At 70.7% G+C, this 15474-nt stretch carries 15 protein-coding genes and 1 pseudogene; 8 read left to right on the top strand and 8 right to left on the bottom strand.

All coding sequences use genetic code 11. The annotated features are described in order from the left end of the window. The 4 genes from ACFVYF_RS28160 to ACFVYF_RS28145 all read left to right on the top strand — a co-directional run bounded on the left by ACFVYF_RS28160 (position 1) and on the right by ACFVYF_RS28145 (position 5045). Positions 1 to 2682 (top strand): PEP/pyruvate-binding domain-containing protein, encoded by a 2682-nt coding sequence (locus tag ACFVYF_RS28160; RefSeq protein ID WP_389459780.1) that lies wholly within the window; start codon positions 1 to 3, stop codon positions 2680 to 2682. Further along, positions 2679 to 3632, top strand: coding sequence for a hypothetical protein (locus tag ACFVYF_RS28155; RefSeq protein WP_389459778.1), 954 nt, complete (start codon positions 2679 to 2681; stop codon positions 3630 to 3632). The genes ACFVYF_RS28160 and ACFVYF_RS28155 overlap by 4 nt, the downstream gene beginning before the upstream one ends. 117 nt (positions 3633 to 3749) lie before the next feature. Further along, a complete protein-coding gene (locus ACFVYF_RS28150) occupies positions 3750 to 4373 on the top strand; it encodes a nitroreductase family protein (RefSeq protein ID WP_389459776.1) in 624 nt (207 codons plus the stop codon). Between the two features lie 84 nt (positions 4374 to 4457). Beyond that, positions 4458 to 5045, top strand: a complete 588-nt coding sequence (locus ACFVYF_RS28145) for an NUDIX hydrolase (RefSeq protein WP_389459774.1) — start codon at positions 4458 to 4460, stop codon at positions 5043 to 5045. Here the strand turns inward: ACFVYF_RS28145 and ACFVYF_RS28140 are convergent. Together ACFVYF_RS28140 and ACFVYF_RS28135 are read right to left on the bottom strand one after the other, a co-directional pair. Continuing rightward, a complete protein-coding gene (locus ACFVYF_RS28140; protein WP_389459772.1) occupies positions 5011 to 6273 on the bottom strand; it encodes a metallophosphoesterase in 1263 nt (420 codons plus the stop codon). The genes ACFVYF_RS28145 and ACFVYF_RS28140 overlap by 35 nt on opposite strands. A gap of 62 nt (positions 6274 to 6335) precedes the next feature. After that, a complete protein-coding gene (locus ACFVYF_RS28135; RefSeq protein WP_389459771.1) occupies positions 6336 to 6578 on the bottom strand; it encodes an SCO4848 family membrane protein in 243 nt (80 codons plus the stop codon). A gap of 91 nt (positions 6579 to 6669) precedes the next feature. On the opposite strand from ACFVYF_RS28135, the gene ACFVYF_RS28130 reads away from it, so the two are divergent. Continuing rightward, positions 6670 to 7986, top strand: a complete 1317-nt coding sequence (locus tag ACFVYF_RS28130; protein WP_389459769.1) for a D-alanyl-D-alanine carboxypeptidase family protein — start codon at positions 6670 to 6672, stop codon at positions 7984 to 7986. Here ACFVYF_RS28130 and ACFVYF_RS28125 read toward each other — a convergent pair. From ACFVYF_RS28125 to ACFVYF_RS28110, 4 genes are read right to left on the bottom strand one after another with little or no spacing between them, the layout of a single operon-like run. After that, positions 7934 to 8854, bottom strand: a complete 921-nt coding sequence (locus ACFVYF_RS28125) for a YihY/virulence factor BrkB family protein (RefSeq protein WP_389459768.1) — start codon at positions 8852 to 8854, stop codon at positions 7934 to 7936. The genes ACFVYF_RS28130 and ACFVYF_RS28125 overlap by 53 nt on opposite strands. Beyond that, positions 8842 to 9390, bottom strand: a complete 549-nt coding sequence (locus tag ACFVYF_RS28120; protein WP_389459766.1) for a GtrA family protein — start codon at positions 9388 to 9390, stop codon at positions 8842 to 8844. The genes ACFVYF_RS28125 and ACFVYF_RS28120 overlap by 13 nt, the downstream gene beginning before the upstream one ends. Continuing rightward, positions 9387 to 10328 carry a decaprenyl-phosphate phosphoribosyltransferase gene (locus ACFVYF_RS28115; RefSeq protein ID WP_389459765.1) on the bottom strand — a complete coding sequence of 314 codons (942 nt, stop codon included), beginning with the start codon at positions 10326 to 10328 and terminating at the stop codon, positions 9387 to 9389. The genes ACFVYF_RS28120 and ACFVYF_RS28115 overlap by 4 nt, the downstream gene beginning before the upstream one ends. Further along, positions 10325 to 10870 (bottom strand): phosphatase PAP2 family protein, encoded by a 546-nt coding sequence (locus tag ACFVYF_RS28110; RefSeq protein WP_389459763.1) that lies wholly within the window; start codon positions 10868 to 10870, stop codon positions 10325 to 10327. The genes ACFVYF_RS28115 and ACFVYF_RS28110 overlap by 4 nt, the downstream gene beginning before the upstream one ends. 142 nt (positions 10871 to 11012) lie before the next feature. Here ACFVYF_RS28110 and ACFVYF_RS28105 point away from each other — a divergent pair, with 142 nt between their 5' ends. Both ACFVYF_RS28105 and ACFVYF_RS28100 read left to right on the top strand, forming a co-directional pair. Continuing rightward, positions 11013 to 12386 (top strand): FAD-binding protein, encoded by a 1374-nt coding sequence (locus ACFVYF_RS28105; RefSeq protein ID WP_389459761.1) that lies wholly within the window; start codon positions 11013 to 11015, stop codon positions 12384 to 12386. A 78-nt stretch (positions 12387 to 12464) separates the two neighbouring features. Next, positions 12465 to 13220 carry a decaprenylphospho-beta-D-erythro-pentofuranosid-2-ulose 2-reductase gene (locus tag ACFVYF_RS28100; protein ID WP_389459760.1) on the top strand — a complete coding sequence of 252 codons (756 nt, stop codon included), beginning with the start codon at positions 12465 to 12467 and terminating at the stop codon, positions 13218 to 13220. Positions 13221 to 13301: 81 nt separating this feature from the next. Here the strand turns inward: ACFVYF_RS28100 and ACFVYF_RS28095 are convergent, their stop codons facing one another. Beyond that, entirely contained in the window at positions 13302 to 13886 is a 585-nt protein-coding gene (locus tag ACFVYF_RS28095) for a 2'-5' RNA ligase family protein (RefSeq protein WP_389459758.1), read from the bottom strand. Positions 13887 to 14032: 146 nt separating this feature from the next. Next, positions 14033 to 15046 (bottom strand): tryptophan--tRNA ligase, encoded by a 1014-nt coding sequence (trpS, locus tag ACFVYF_RS28090; RefSeq protein WP_389459756.1) that lies wholly within the window; start codon positions 15044 to 15046, stop codon positions 14033 to 14035. 102 nt (positions 15047 to 15148) lie between these two features. Between trpS and ACFVYF_RS28085 the strand changes: the two are divergent. Beyond that, a pseudogene (locus tag ACFVYF_RS28085) lies at positions 15149 to 15250 on the top strand (siderophore-interacting protein); the annotation flags it as partial. Between the last annotated feature and the right edge of the window lie 224 nt (positions 15251 to 15474).

Raw genomic sequence — 15474 nt, 5'->3', positions numbered from 1 at the left:
ATGAAAAAGAGTTGCATTCTTACCGGCGCTGCTCTTCACAAAGAGAGTGCCGTGGGACCCAAGTTCTCTCGCCAGGCCGACATGGTATCCGCAGGGCTGCCGGTACCTCATTTCTTCTGCATTTCACAGGACGCTTTTCTGCGGGTACGTGAGCTGGTCGGCGATCAACTGCAGTCCGCTCTCGACGATCTGGACCACGAGAACCCCGACTCTCTTGCCTCGGGCGCGGAGAAGATACGCCAGTTGTTCCTGGACGCCGCCCTGCCGCCCGAGGTCGAGGCCGATGTGCTCGCCGCCTTCGACGCGACGTTCGGACCGGACGCGACGGTGTCGGTGCGTTCCTCGATGGTGGGAGCGTCGGGCAGCGGGAGCGAGGACTCCGCCGACGACGCCATGGCGGGGATCAGCGACAGCTTCCTGTACGTCTCGCGGCACCAGGTGATGGACCGCGTACGGCGCTGCTGGGCTTCCGCCTTCGGGATGCAGGCCCTCGTCTACCGCAGGATGCGCGGCGAGACGCCCATGGACGCCGCGGTCAGCGTGGGGGTCCAGCAGTTGATCCCGGGGCGGCGCTCGTTCGTCGTCTTCACCTGCAACCCGCAGTCCGGCACACGGGACACGGTCGTGGCGGCCGGTCTCGGCATCGGCGAAGGCGTGGTGAAGGAGAAAGTCCCCGTCGACCACTACTTCCTGGACAGGGGCACCGGGGAGGTCACCGCGACCACGGTCGACAAGACGGAGCGCATGGCGGAGGACCCCGGCGGTGAGGGCCTCGATCCGGTGCTGGTGCCCGTCGAGGCGGAGAGCGCGGGCCGGCCCGCGCTCTCCGAGGAGGAAGTGCGGAGCATCGCCGCGCTGGGCGACCGGGCGGAGGCGCTGTTCGGCAGCCCGCAGGACGTCGAGGGCACCATCACCGCCGACGGGACGGTGTACCTGCTGCAGTCCCGGCCCATCGTCTTCGACAGGAAGCGTCAGCGCCTGTGGAGCAACGCGAACATCACGGAGAGCTTTCCCGGCGTCACCACGGCCCTGACGTATTCGTTCGCCCAGCAGTTCTATCTCGAGGACTTTCGCGGCCTTTACCACCTGCTTGGTGTGCCCGCCAAGGAGATCGAGCAGCACGAGTCGGACCTCCGGAACATGATCGGTCTGCTCAACGGCAGGGTCTACTACGCCCTGGACTCCTGGTACCGGCTCCACAGAATGTCCCCGCTGTTTCCCGCCTGGCGGCCGAGCTGGCAGCGGATGATGGGCATGTCCCCGTCGGTCCACGACGCGCAGCCGGACATCTTCGGCCGCGGTCCGCGTGACCTCCTGGCCTGCGCCCCGGCGATTCTGCGCCTGGCATCGCTGCGTGTGCGGCACGCCCGTCTCGCGGACCGGTTCGGCCAGTGGTGGGCGACCACGATCCGCCGGCACCGTGCGGCGGCGGTCGGCGCCGACACCTTCGAGCTGGTGCGGCTCATGCGGAGTCTGTGGGCGCAGGTGCGGGCCGGCTGGGGCCTCACCCTGATGAACGACTTCTTTCTCCAGACGACCACGGACGTGAGCTCGGCCCTGTTCGCGCGCTGGCTGCCCGACGCGGACACCGGTCTGCACAGTGATCTGCTGTGCGGGGACGAGGAGAACACCAGCGTCGCCATCCTGATGTCGACGCTGGACCTCGCCGAACAGGCCAGGGGAAACCCGGCCTTCCTGAAGGATCTCGCGGACGAGTCCCCCGGTGAGGTGTGGTCGCGGCTGGAACAGGGCGCGTACGGCGGGGAGTTCCTCGGTCAGGTCCGCGAGCACCTGCAGGCGTACGGCGACAGGGGACTGCAGGAGCTCAAGCTGGAAGTGCCCGGCCCTCGCCAGCAGCCCTCCCAACTTCTGGCGATCATAGGCAAGTACGCCGCGGCCGGCGTCACCTCCGGAGAGCTCAGGGAACGGGAGAGGGAGATCCGGCGGCAGGCCGAGATCCGGCTCGACCGCCTCCTGGCGGGCAAGCCGGTCCGGCGCCGTCTCCTGCGCGGGCTGCTGGAGTCACAACGGAGATACGTGGCCTTCCGGGAGAACTCCCGGTACGCCCGAAGCGAGCTGTACAGCTTCGCGAAGGACGTGTTCGGCAGGCTGAGCGAGGAACTCGTCGCGCGCGGGGACCTGGACGCGGTGGACGACATCTTCCATCTCCAGCAGGACGAGATACTCGGGTTCTTCGACGGCACAGGCGTCACCGCCGACCTGAAGGGCCTCGCACGCGTCCGGCGTGCCGAGTACGAGCGGCACACCGCCGAACTGCCCATGAACTTCGCCACGCACGGCGCGGTACGGGACTCGCTGCCCGTCCTCACCACGCCCGGCAGCGGGGAGCTCACCCTGCGGGGGCTCGGCTCCAGCGGCGGAGTCGTACGGGGCACGGCCCGTGTGGTTCTCGACCCGCACCAGCCGGTGGACCTGGACGCCGATTCCATTCTCATCGCCCGCGAGACCGACCCCGGCTGGATCTTTTTGATGCTCGCCGTCAAGGGGATCGTCGTCGAGCGGGGCACGATGCTCTCCCACACCGCGATCACGGGGCGCAAGTTCGGTATCCCCACGGTCGTCGCGGTCCCCCACGCGACATCCAGGATCAGCGACGGGGCGTCCATCGAGATCAACGGCGCCACGGGAACGGTGCGGCTGCTGGAGGAGGGCGACGCATGACCGGCACCCTGAGCCCCGCTGCCTTCTCCACGCCCGAGCGCCTGCGGCAGTTCGTCGTCGAGCGTGCGCCCGCCCGCGTCTACCTCACCTACGCCGTCACCTGGGTGCTCGGCCTCCAGTCGGTCGTCGCGCTGGCCGCACCGCCGGGCACCCGCTGGATCCTCGGCACGCGCACACTCACCGAGATCCTGTCCGTGTATCTCGCCCTCGTCTTCGCCCGCATCGTGGACGAGCAGAAGGACCTCGCCTACGACACGGAGCACAACCCCGAACGCCCGCTGCCGCGAGGGGCCGTCAGCGTCGTCGAGCTGCGCGCCACGATGGTGTTCATCGTGGCGGCGGAGACCGTCCTCAACGCGTGGCGGTCACCGCTGCTGCTCGGGCTGATCCTCCTGTTCCTGGCCTACGACTGTTTTCTGGTCCAGCTGGAGCGCTGGTCGCGGACCCTGCGCGACAGCATGTTCCGGAACCTTGCCGTGACGTATCCGGTCCAGGTCCTGCTCAGCGTGCACATCTGGCTCGCCTGCGCGCACACGGGCCCGGCCCTTCCGGTGTGGACCGCGCTGCTGGCGACGGCGCTGGGCGCGAGTGTCTTCCTGCACTTCGAGTTCGCGCGCAAGACCGGCCGCTCGCCAAGGCCCGGCGCCGCGCTCTACTCGAACGTCGTGGGGTGCCGGGGGTCTGTCCTGCTGACGCTGGCCATGCCCGTCATGGCCGTGGCCACGGTCATGGCCGTCGTCGAACCGTGGACCGTCCACGGCGTCGCCGCCTTCGCCGCGTGGGCGCCCGTTTCCGCCGCGGCTTTCGTCTGGCAGGGCGCGGAGCAGTTCGTGACACTCCGCAGGCCCACCTGGCCACCGCTGCCCGCGATGGGCTTTCTGGCCTGGCTGTACGGCGGGCTCTTCGTCGCCGCCCTGTTCGTGGCCCACCCGCTCCTGCGGCACCCGTGACGAGCCGCTCACCGTCCCGGAGGTCCGCGGCGCGTCGTGCCGGCGTGGGCCGGGCCGCATGCCCGAGCCCTGCCGACGCCTCACGGACAGATCCTCACGGACAGACAGGGAGAGCTGATGAACGTAGAGGAAGCACTCACGACGACCCGCGCCGTCAGGCGCCGCCTCGATCTGGCGCGGCCGGTCGGGTTGGACGTGATCAGAGCGTGCCTGGACACTGCGCTGCAGGCACCCGCCGGAGGCGACCGGCAGCAATGGGTCGTCGTGACCGACCGTGCGCTGCGCCGGAAAGTGGGCAGCATCTACCGTCGCTGCTTCGAGCAGCGGTATCCGGGGGTCGTCGACCGCAGGAGCGATGAGCCGACGACTCCTTTGGAGCGGAGCGCGGGGCACCTCGCGCTGCATATGGAAGACGTGCCCGTGCACGTCATTCCGTGTCTCGAACTCAGGGACGGGAACCTTCCGGCCGGGAGCCAGGCCAGCGCCTGGGCGGGGCTCCTGCCGGCGGTGTGGAGCTACATGCTCGCCGCCCGCAGCCGTGGACTCGGCACCGCGTGGACGACCACCCACCTCATGGCCGAGGAGGAGGTGGCGGACCTGCTCGGCATACCGCAGGGCGTCCGCCAGGCGGCCCTGATACCCACCGCGTACACCCTGGGCACCGAGTTCAGCCCGGCACGGCGCAGCCCCTTGGACGGGGTGCTGCACCTCAACGGCTGGCACCGGCGGGAGGGGGGATAGGCCGCTGCCCGGCAGGCTGTGGCCGGCCCGCCACACCGGCAGGGCTGTCTGCCGGACACACATCCGACGGAAAGCGAGCAGGGAATGCCACGGGCGCTTCAGCGGCCGGTCGTCTGCATCCTCGCCGTGCGAGCCCGCGCCTGCGAGGGCTACGAGTTGCTCCTGCAGTCACGGGCGAAGCCGGACGACGACACGCCGTACAACGGATACCTGGAACTCCCGCAAGGCAAGGTGGAGGCGAACGAAACGCTCTCCGACGCGGTCCACCGGGAACTCCGGGAAGAGACGGGGCTCACCGTCACGAGGTTCCTGGCCGGCGGTGAGAGTGGCGCCGCTTCGGGTGTCGAGACGTCGGTCCTGACGACATCGCAGCCACTCATCTGTGTCACCGACTCCGCGCAGAACCACATCGGGCTCGGTGTCGTCGTCGAGGTGTCCGGGGAATTCCAGGAGACGGCGGAGGCCGACGGACACGCCTGGTTCACTCCGGGTGAACTCGTGTCCTTGCTGCCCGAGTCGAGGATCTTTCCGTTGAACGTCCCGATGGTGCGCGCCTTCCTCGACAGCGCCTCCTCGTGGAACGAGACCCGTGGGCCGCAAGGAACCCCGCACGTTCCGCCGGTTGCACCGCCGGCGCTCAGGCCTCCCGGGACGCCAGTTCCACGACCGTGATGTCGGACGGCGCGCCCACGCGCACCGGCGGGCCCCAGGCGCCGGCGCCGCGTGAGACGTACAGCTGGGTGTCGCCGTACCGCTCCAGGCCGGCGACCGTGGGGTTGGCGAGCTCGGCGACGTAGTTGCCGGGCCAGAGCTGGCCGCCGTGGGTGTGGCCGGACAGCTGGAGGTCGACGCCGTGCCTGACGGCCTCGTGGATCTGGACCGGCTGATGGGCGAGGAGCACGCACGCGCGTGCCGGGTCCCGGTCGCCGAGCGCCTTGGCGAAGTCGGGGCCCTGCCCCTCGCTCTCGCCCTGTACGTCGTTCACCCCGGCCAGATCGAATCCGGTCAGCTCGGTCCGCGCGTTCTCCAGCGGGTGCAGACCCAGTTCCCGTACCTCGCGGACCCATTGCTCGGCGCCGGAGTAGTACTCGTGGTTGCCCGTGACGAAGTAGGAGCCGTGGCGTGCGGAGAGCCGGGCGAGCGGTGCGGCGGCCGGGCCGAGGTCCTTGACGCTGCCGTCGACGAGGTCTCCGACGACCGCGATGAGGTCGGGCTGGGTCGCGTTGATGGTGTCGACGACCCGTTGGCAGAAGTCCCGGCCGAGCAGCGGCCCGAGGTGGATGTCGCTGACCACCGCGATCCGGAACCCGTGTGCGGACCGCGGCAGCTTGGCCAGCGGCACGGTGACGCGCTTGACGGAGGGCCCGCGCAGGACGCCGTAGGCGCCGTATCCGACGGTGCCCACAGCGGCGGCGGCCGCGGCCCCGCCGACGACCCGGGAGACGAAGAGCCGCCGGGACGGACCGTCGGTCTTCCGCGGCTCCTCGGATTCCTCGGGCGCGACGCGGTGCGCCGGTTCGGGGCGGCCGGCGGCACCCGCCGGTACCGGCACCGTCTCCCGTACGGCCGCAGCGGTCGCCCCGCGCTCCGTCAGCCGTCGCACCAGCGGCCGCAGGAGCTCGGCCGCCGCCAGCGCGAGCAGGAGGTAGAGCGAGAGCGCCATCCACAGGAACCCGGGCCAGCCCAGCACCTGCTGGAGCCAGAAGGGCGCCCCGGCGCGTTCGGTGGCCACGGCGGCGAACATCAGCACGGGTCCCGCGACGATCGCCGCGGTGCCGGCCCGGCGGCCGAGTCCGGGCCCGCGCGTCGTGTCGCGGACCAGGCGGCGCCACACGTACCAGTGCAGCGCCCCGAACGCGGCCAGGACGGCCAGCCCGATCAGCACGTAGACGATGACCATGACGCCGTAACCCCCGCAGCCCTGGATGTCCCTTTAGTGGCAAATGCCCGACGGATGCGTCCTTAGGACGCGTGGCGCAATGCGCGCAGCCCGCGCAACCCGATCCACCCGACGATCGTCCCCAAGACAAAGGAGACGACGGCCAGAGTGAGATGCACCCAGAAGTACGCCGTGGGGTCGCCGGCGTCGTCGAAGGCGAGCCCGCTGCCGTCCTTGACGAGATTTTTGACGAAAGTGATCCAGATGATCCAGCTCCACACCCCGAAGGCGAGCAGGAACCAGGAGACGGGGCGGCTGAGCTTCATGCGTTCAGTATCACCGCCGTCGAGCGGACGCCGCGGCCGGGGTGGGGAGGGCAGCGCGACTTCCCGCTCGCAGCCCTGTACTTTCTCGACCGTGCCCGCCTCGAAAAAGACCGCCAGGCGCCGCCTGCCGGTCACTTCCGCCGCCCTCCTGTCGTTCTCGCTGTCGCTCTCCCCCGCGGCCCCCGCCTTCGCGGACGCGAGCCCGACGGCCAGCCCGACGGCCACCTCCACGACGACGGCCGACCCCACGGCGCCCCCCTCGGCCACACCCCCGGCGAACATGTCGACCGTCGGCGGCGCCCGGCTCGGCCGGGCCGGGACCCAGGTCAACCTCGGCAGCGGCGCCCCGGTGCTCCCCAAGGACGTGACCGCGCGCTCCTGGATCGTCTCCGACGCCGAGACGGGCGACGTCCTGGCCGCGCACAACGCGCACTGGCGGCTGCCCCCGGCGAGCACCCTGAAGATGCTCTTCGCCGACACGGTGCTGCCGAAGTTCCCCAAGGACCAGAAGCACAAGGTCGAGGTCTCCGACCTCGCGGGCATCGGTACCGGCTCCAGCACGGTCGGGATAAAGGAGGGCGAGACGTACACGGTCCACGACCTGTGGCTCGGCGTCTTCCTGCGCTCCGGCAACGACGCCGTGCACGTCCTGTCCGCGATGAACCAGGGCGTCGACCGCACCGTCCAGGACATGCAGGCGCACGCGGACGAGCTCCAGGCCCTGGACACCCACGTGGTCACCCCGGACGGCTACGACGAGGCGGGTCAGGTCTCGTCGGCGTACGACCTGACGCTGATCGCCCGCTCGGGAATGCAGAAGAAGGACTTCCGGGAGTACTGCAAGACGGTGCGGGCGACGTTCCCCGGAAAGACGACGAAGAACACGAAGGGCAAGGAGATCCGCGAGTCCTTCGAGATCCAGAACACCAACCGGCTGCTGGCCGGTGACAGCGACGTCACGCCGTACCAGGGCATCGCGGGCGTGAAGAACGGCAACACGTCCAACGCGGGCGCCACCTTCACGGGCGTCGCGGAGCGCAACGGCAAGGTCCTGCTGGTCACCGTGATGAACCCGGCGAAGGACGAGCACAACGAGGTCTACAAGGAGACCGCCCGCCTCTTCGACTGGGGCTTCCAGGCGGCCGGCAAGGTCGAGCCGGTGGGCGAGCTGGTGCCGCCGAAGGGCGCCGACACGACGGCGCAGCCGGGTGGGACCGCCTCCGGCCCCGCCGGGGACCAGTCCACCAAGCCGGTGGCGGCCTCCTCCGCCGACAAGGGCGGTACGAGCGGGATCGGGATCGCGCTGGCCGTGACGGGCGGGCTCCTGGTGCTGCTCGCGGCGGGCGTCTTCCTGGTCAACCGCCGGTGGCCGGTGCCGGATCTGGTGCGTCGCCGGACGCGTCGCTGACGTCCGGGCCGGCCTCCGCCTCGAAGCTCTGCGTCGCCGTCCAGGCGGCGCAGAACAGCACCAGTTTCGAGGTGAAGTTGATCCACAGCAGCAGCGCGACGGGCACCCCGAAGGCGCCGTACATGCTCTTCGCCGCGACCCCCTGGATGTAGCCGCTGAGCAGCAGCTTGAGCAGCTCGAATCCGACGGCGCCGATCAGCGCGGCGACCAGCAGCCGGTGCCGGGCCGGCTCGACGCCCGGCAGCAGGGTCAGCACGTACAGCAGCAGCAGGAAGTCGGCGAGTACGGCGACGAGGAACGCGGCGAGGCGCAGCAGGGCGCTGCCCCAGCCGCCCTTGTCGAGGCCGAGCTGGTCGGCGGCCCAGCCCACCAGGGCGGAGGCCACGGTGGACGCGGCGATGGTGATCAGGACGGCCCCGCCCAGGCCGATGAGCACCCCGCCGTCCTTCAGCTTGCGCAGCAGGGGGTTCTCGTCCGAGTCGTCCCGCTCCCACACCGCGCGCAGGCACTCCCGCATCGAGCCGACCCAGCCGATGCCGGTGAACAGCAGCAGGGCACCGGCGATGACACCGACCGTGCCCGCGTTCTGGACCAGGCCGCTGATGTCGAGCTGGTCGGAGATGCCGGGGATCTGCTCGGCGATCTTGTCCTGGAGCTCCTGCTGGCGACTGGAGCTGAGCGTCGCGGCGGCGATCGCGGCGGCGACCGTGAGCAGCGGGAAGAGCGCCACGAAACTGATGAACGTCATCGCGGCGGCGAGCCGCGTCCACTTCACCCGGTCCAGCCGCTCGTACGACCGCCACGCGTGCGTCTCCATCAGCCGCGCGACGAGCGGGCCGATCCCCGGGAGCTTCTTCAGCCAGTCCATGATCCGTCTCTGCCCTCGCCTCGGAAAACCAATGTCCGTGTACCCCAAAAGCGCAGGACGGTGGCGAGCGCCATGCCGATTCCCGCTCCCGACACGGTGTCCGCGCGCTGCGAGGTGAAGCCGAGGCCGTAGTGACTGACGGCGAGGCACAGCAGCTGGACGAGGGCGCCCGCGATGTTCACCGCGAAGAAGATCCCGTACTGCCGCAGGCCCCGCGTCGCCGTGTGCCGGTACGTCCCGAGCGCGTTGCCCGCGTACGCCACCGAGCACCCTGCCACGAAGGAGAGCGCCTTGGCGGTCAGCGGGCCGAGGCCCACGGGACCGCGCAGCCAGACGAAGAGCCCCAGGTCGACGGCGTACGCGAGGCCACCGGTGGCGGCGAAGCCGAGGAGCTCCCGGGCGAGCGGTGTCCGTCCGGCGGGGCTCGGGGGCCGGCCCTTGGCGAGGGGCTCGGTGGGGCTCGATGGCCGCCGCGGGGCGAGGGGCCCGGTGGGGCTCGCCGGCGGGCCGTCCGTGGGCCATTGGGCGAGGCTCACCAGTTCGCCACGGCGAGGGCGTACATCGCCACCCACACCACACCGATCACCGCGAGCGCGCGGTCGCGCAGGACCACGTCCTCGGGCTCGCCCGCCGTGCCCCGGTCGGCGAAGACGGCGTACCGCAGGATCGCGAGGATGAAGGCGATCACCGACAGCTGCCGCCACGGCAGCACGCTGGTGCTCGGCACGCCGCCCTCCTCCAGGGCCCACAGGCAGTAGCCGAGCACGGCGACACCGGCCGCCAGTTGCCAGACGAAGCGGAGGTAGCCGGTCGTGTACTCGGTGAGCAACGCGCGCGTGGCGCCCGCTTTTCCGGCCATCTGCACGGCTTCGGAGTAGCGCTTCGCGGAGACCATGAACAGCGCGCCGAAGCCCGTGGTGATCAGGAACCAGCGCGACAGCGGAATGCCGAGGGCCAGCCCGCCGATCATCGCGCGCATCAGGAACCCGGTGGTGACGACCACGAGGTCGACGACCAGCACGTGCTTCAGGCTGACGCAGTACGCCAGTTGCATGCCGAGGTAGGCGGTCAGCAGGGCCGAGGTGAACGGTGAGCACAGCCAGGCGGCGACGGCGGGGGCGAGCACCGCGAGGGCGCCTCCGACGGCGTAGGCGAGCGGGACGGGGACCTGGCCCGCGGCGACCGGGCGGTGCCGTTTGACCGGATGGGCGCGGTCGGCCTCGGCGTCCCGCGCGTCGTTGACCAGATAGACGGCGGCGGCGCAGGCCGTGAACAGGACGAAGACGAGCGCGAGTTGGCTCAGCGCATGGCGCGAGAAGAGCTGGCCCGCCGCCGCCGGGGCGGCCACGACCAGGACGTTCTTCACCCACTGGCGGGGGCGCGCGGTCCTGAGCAGACCGCGGGCGACGCCGCCGTGTCGGGGCACCGCCGGGGTGGCGCTGCGGGGTTCGAGTACCGCTGTGCGCTCGGTCATCGGGCGGCTCCCATCCAGCGGGCGCCCAGCCGGGCGGTCACGGCACCCAGGGCCGCACCCGCGGCGACGTCCGAGGGGTAGTGCACGCCGACGACGAGCCGGGACACACACATCGCGGCGGCCAGCGGCAGCACCGCGGGCACGCCCAGCGCCCCGAACGCGACCGCCGCTGCCGCCGCCGACGTGGCGTGCGAACTGGGGAAGGAGTGCCGGCCCGCGGTGCGGACCAGCGGCCGGACGTGTCCTGGACGAGGGCGGCGCACCAGCCGTTTCACACCCATGCTGGTCAGGTGCGCGGTGGCGGTCAGCGCCGTGCCGCGCAGCCAGGGGCCGCGCCGCTCCCGGTCGACGGCGGCCCCGACGAGCCCCGCCGTGAGCCACAGCGCGCCGTGCTCCCCCGTCCACGACAGGGCTCGCGCGACGGCCGCCACGCGCGGATCCGCCCCGCACGCGTGGAGTGCCGACAGCAGCCGACGGTCCATGTCGTCGATCCGACGGTCCATTTCGTCAACCCGACGGCCCATGTCGTCAATGTCGTCCATGTGATCTCACTCTTCTAGGTACTGGGCCCAGAATTACGGCAATCTTGGACGACATCCCATTAATCACCCATTTCGGTGAGGACCCGTGAGGACCGGGGAGATGGGGACGTTATGCACCCTTACCGGCGATACGGTCACGGGCATGCCTTCCCACACCGTCTCCGTCACCGGTTGGGGCCGCACCGCCCCGACCGCCGCCTGTCTGGTCCGCCCGCGCAGCTACGAGGAGGCGGTCGCCGCCGTCCGGGAGTGCGGGGCGCGCGGCGGCATCGCACGGGGGCTCGGGCGGGCGTACGGGGACGCCGCGCAGAACGCGGGCGGGGCCGTGCTCGACATGACGGGCCTGGACCGCGTCCACGTGATCGACGCGACGCCCGCCGTGACGGACGGCTCCGCAGGCGGCACCGTCCTGTGCGACGCGGGGGTGAGCCTGCACCGGCTGATGGAAGTCCTGCTCCCGCTCGGCTGGTTCGTGCCCGTCACGCCCGGGACCCGCTATGTCACCGTCGGCGGGGCGATCGGCGCCGACATCCACGGCAAGAACCACCACGTGTCCGGGTCCTTCTCCCGGCACGTCGTCTCCTTCGAACTGCTCACCGCGGACGGCGAGATCCGTACCGTGCGCCGCGGCACGCCCCTCTTCGACGCCACGACCGGCGGCATGGGCCTGACCGGAGTGATCCTCACGGCGACCGTGCGGCTCGAGCCCGTCGAGACCTCGCTGATGTCCGTCGACACCGAACGCGCCGCCGACCTCGACGACTTGATGGCCCGCCTCACCGCCACCGATCACCGCTACCGGTACTCCGTCGCCTGGATCGACCTGCTCGCCCGCGGCGCGGCCATGGGTCGCTCGGTGCTGACGCGCGGCGACCATACGCCCCTGGCCGCGCTGCCCGCCCGCGCGCGCCGGCGCCCGCTGGAGTTCCGTCCCGGCAGGCTTCCGGCCGCGCCCTCCTTCGTACCGGAGGGACTTCTCGGCCGGACGACCGTGGGCCTCTTCAACGAACTCTGGTACCGGAAGGCGCCCCGCGCGCGCACGGGCGAGCTGCAGAAGATCTCCACCTTCTTCCATCCGCTCGACGGGGTTCCGCACTGGAACCGCGTCTACGGGCGCGGCGGATTCGTGCAGTACCAGTTCGTCGTCGGATACGGCCACGAAGAGGCCCTCCGGCGGATCGTGGAGCGCATCTCCGGGCACCGGTGCCCGTCCTTCCTCGCCGTCCTCAAGCGGTTCGGGGACGGCGACCCGGGCTGGCTGTCCTTTCCCGTGCCCGGCTGGACCCTCGCCCTGGACATCCCCGCCAACCTGCCCGGCCTCGGCGCCTTCCTCGACGAACTCGACGACGAGGTCGCCGGCGCCGGCGGCCGCGTCTACCTCGCCAAGGACTCCCGGCTGCGGCCCGAGCTGCTGGACGGGATGTATCCCCGGCTGGGCGAATTCCGGGAGCTGCGGGCCCAGTTGGACCCGCGGGGCGTCTTCACCTCGGATCTGTCGCGGCGGCTTGGGATTTAGCCAGTCAATTGTGGTTTCGATCAAAGGGCCTTCAGAAGAGCACGTCTTCCGATGCGGGCCCCTAGGAGTGTGGTTTCGATGAAGGACGCCTTCGGCATCCCCCAGTCCCTGCTGATCCTCGGCGGCACGTCCGAGATCGCGCTGGCCACCGCGCGCCGGCTGATCGCCCGCCGTACGCGCACGGTGTGGCTCGCCGCCCGGCCCTCCCCCGCCCTCGACGCTGCGGCGGTGCACCTGCGCGGGCTCGGCGCGGACGTCCGTACCGTCGCGTTCGACGCGCTCGACCCCGAGTCCCACGAGACCGTGCTCGGCAAGGTCTTCGCCGAGGGCGACATCGACATGGTGCTGCTCGCCTTCGGTGTCCTCGGCGACCAGGCCCGGGACGAGAAGGAGCCGGTGGCCGCGGTGCGGGTCGCCCAGACCAACTACACGGGAGCGGTCTCCGCGGGGCTGGTGAGCGCACGGGCGCTCCAGGCCCAGGGCCACGGTTCGCTCGTCGTCCTCTCGTCCGTCGCCGGCGAGCGCGCCAGGCGCTCCAACTTCATCTACGGCTCCAGCAAGGCCGGGCTCGACGCGTTCGCGCAGGGTCTGGGCGACGCGCTGCACGGGACGGGGGTGCACGTCATGGTCGTACGTCCCGGATTCGTGCGGACGAAGATGACGGCCGGTCTGACGGAGGCACCGTTGGCGACCACTCCGGAAGCGGTGGCCGTCGCGATCGAGACGGGGCTGCGACGGCGCTCGGAGACGGTCTGGGTACCGGGTGCCCTGCGCCTGGTCATGGCAGCCCTCCGCCACGCTCCCCGCTCGGTCTTCCGCCGCCTGCCGGTCTGACGACCTCGCTCCACCCACGACCGGGGGTGCAGGAAGCGCGGGCCGGCAGGGGGAGAAGGGTGCCGGCCCCGCCGTGGAAGATCAGCGGGCGCGGAGTCTGGTGGAGCGCTTGGAGGGAGCCCCCGCCTGCGGCGGAACCACCGCGCCGCCGAAGACAAACTCCCGCAGCTTCCGCCACACCCCGTCCGGCCCCTGCTCGTAGAGCGCGAACCCGCTGCACGGCCACTCGGCCTCGTACCGGGCGAGCTCCTCGAACGCCCGGTCCATCGCCGCGTCATCGATACCGTGCGCCACGGTGACATGCGGGTGGTACGGGAACTGCAGCTCCCGCGCCACGGGCCCGGACGCGTCCCGCACCTGCTTCTGCAGCCAGGTGCACGCCTCGGCCCCGTCGACGACCCGCACATACACGACGGGCGACAGCGGACGGAACGTACCCGTCCCGCACAGCCGCATCGGGAAGGGCCGCCCGGCCGCCGCGACCTCGACGAGATGCGCATCGATCGCGGGCAGCGCCGAGTCGTCGACCTCGGTCGGCGGCAGCAGCGTGACGTGCGTGGGGATGCCGGAAGCCGCGGGGTCACCGAAGCCCGCGCGCCGCTCCTGGAGCAGGCTGCCATGAGGCTCCGGGACCGCGATCGACACGCCGATCGTTACGGTCCCCACGTCGTCTCCTGTCGTCTCGTCGTGTTCGCCGTCTCCCCCGGGCAGGGGGGACTGCGGTGTCAGCTATCGACTGTACGGCCGCGCGGGCCGGTACCGGCCGTCGTACCGGTGTCGTCCTCGTCTCGTACGGGCTTGCGCACCGGTCGTCAGTGCTTGGCCGGCAGGAAGCCGACCTTGTCGTACGCCTGGGAGAGCGTCTCCGCGGCGACGGCACGCGCCTTCTCCGCACCCTTGGCCAGGACCGAGTCGAGCGTCTCCGGGTCGTCCAGATACTGCTGGGTGCGCTCCCGGAACGGCGTCACGAAGTCGACCATGACCTCGGCCAGGTCCGTCTTCAGCGCACCGTAGCCCTTGCCGTCGTACTTCTGCTCCAGATCCGCGATACCGGCTCCGGTGAGGGTCGAGTAGATGGTCAGCAGGTTGCTGATACCCGGTTTGTGCTCGGGGTCATACCTGATGACGGTGTCGGTGTCGGTGACCGCGCTCTTGACCTTCTTCGCCGTCGTCTTCGGCTCGTCGAGCAGGTTGATCAGACCCTTGGGCGCCGACGCCGACTTGCTCATCTTGATCGTCGGGTCCTGGAGATCGAAGATCTTCGCCGTCTCCTTGAGGATGTACGGCTTCGGGACCGTGAACGTCTCGCCGAAGCGGCCGTTGAACCGCTCGGCCAGATCGCGGGTGAGCTCGATGTGCTGGCGCTGGTCCTCGCCGACCGGGACCTCGTTGGCCTGGTACAGCAGGATGTCCGCGACCTGGAGGATCGGGTACGTGAACAGGCCGACGGAGGCGCGGTCGGCGCCCTGCTTGGCGGACTTGTCCTTGAACTGGGTCATGCGGGACGCCTCGCCGAAGCCGGTGAGGCAGTTCATGATCCAGGCGAGCTGCGCGTGCTCGGGGACGTGGCTCTGGACGAACAGCGTGCAGCGTTCCGGATCGAGACCGGCGGCGAGCAGCTGCGCGGCGGCGAGCCTGGTGTTGGCACGCAGGTCGGCCGGATCCTGCGGAAGGGTGATCGCGTGCAGGTCGACGACCATGTAGAACGCGTCGTGGGACTCCTGCAGAGCCACCCACTGGCGGACGGCGCCGAGGTAGTTGCCGAGGTGGAACGAGCCTGCGGTGGGCTGGATTCCGGAGAGCACGCGGGGGCGATCTGAGGGCATGGGGCCATTCTCTCAGGTGTCCCTCATTGCTCGGGAACAGGTGGGAACCGATCCGTGCCCGGCGGTGCAACAAGAGTGTGAGGTCGCGGGAGGGGGGCCGCATCGTCGATGCGGCCGTGGCTGCTCTCGATCGTCGCCAATGAGACGAGGAACACAGTGCGGACGGCGATGCGCCGGCGGACGCCGGCCGGCCGGGAAGCATCTGGCTGCTCCACGACGTGTCGCCGTGGCGCCTCGACCGCGTCTTTCCCGGCACCTCCCACAGCAAGGAGGTCTGGATCCACACGGCGACCCACGTGCCCGACTCGCTCAACGGCTACTGGCACCGGGCCGAGCACCCGGCCCAGCTGCGGGCACTGCTCAAGAAGCTGGGTGAGGGGCCTGGAGTCGGACGGGCGCTCGGCGTCGCGGGCACAGCCTTGGTACAC

The organism is Streptomyces sp. NPDC058274, assembly GCF_042881375.1.
Classification (GTDB): Bacteria; Actinomycetota; Actinomycetes; order Streptomycetales; family Streptomycetaceae; genus Streptomyces.
This window is presented reverse-complemented; position numbering and strand designations above follow the sequence as displayed.

Bases quoted from the DNA above. Each gene is read 5' to 3' on its own strand.
- ACFVYF_RS28135 (WP_389459771.1), bottom strand. From the start codon at position 6,578: ATGAAGCTCAGCCGCCCCGTCTCCTGGTTCCTGCTCGCCTTCGGGGTG.
- trpS (WP_389459756.1), bottom strand. From the start codon at position 15,046: ATGCCCTCAGATCGCCCCCGCGTGCTCTCCGGAATCCAGCCCACCGCA.
- ACFVYF_RS28160 (WP_389459780.1), top strand. From the start codon at position 1: ATGAAAAAGAGTTGCATTCTTACCGGCGCTGCTCTTCACAAAGAGAGT.
- ACFVYF_RS28110 (WP_389459763.1), bottom strand. From the start codon at position 10,870: ATGGACGACATTGACGACATGGGCCGTCGGGTTGACGAAATGGACCGT.
- ACFVYF_RS28125 (WP_389459768.1), bottom strand. From the start codon at position 8,854: ATGGACTGGCTGAAGAAGCTCCCGGGGATCGGCCCGCTCGTCGCGCGG.
- ACFVYF_RS28100 (WP_389459760.1), top strand. From the start codon at position 12,465: ATGAAGGACGCCTTCGGCATCCCCCAGTCCCTGCTGATCCTCGGCGGC.
- ACFVYF_RS28155 (WP_389459778.1), top strand. From the start codon at position 2,679: ATGACCGGCACCCTGAGCCCCGCTGCCTTCTCCACGCCCGAGCGCCTG.
- ACFVYF_RS28105 (WP_389459761.1), top strand. From the start codon at position 11,013: ATGCCTTCCCACACCGTCTCCGTCACCGGTTGGGGCCGCACCGCCCCG.
- ACFVYF_RS28145 (WP_389459774.1), top strand. From the start codon at position 4,458: ATGCCACGGGCGCTTCAGCGGCCGGTCGTCTGCATCCTCGCCGTGCGA.
- ACFVYF_RS28150 (WP_389459776.1), top strand. From the start codon at position 3,750: ATGAACGTAGAGGAAGCACTCACGACGACCCGCGCCGTCAGGCGCCGC.
- ACFVYF_RS28140 (WP_389459772.1), bottom strand. From the start codon at position 6,273: ATGGTCATCGTCTACGTGCTGATCGGGCTGGCCGTCCTGGCCGCGTTC.
- ACFVYF_RS28115 (WP_389459765.1), bottom strand. From the start codon at position 10,328: ATGACCGAGCGCACAGCGGTACTCGAACCCCGCAGCGCCACCCCGGCG.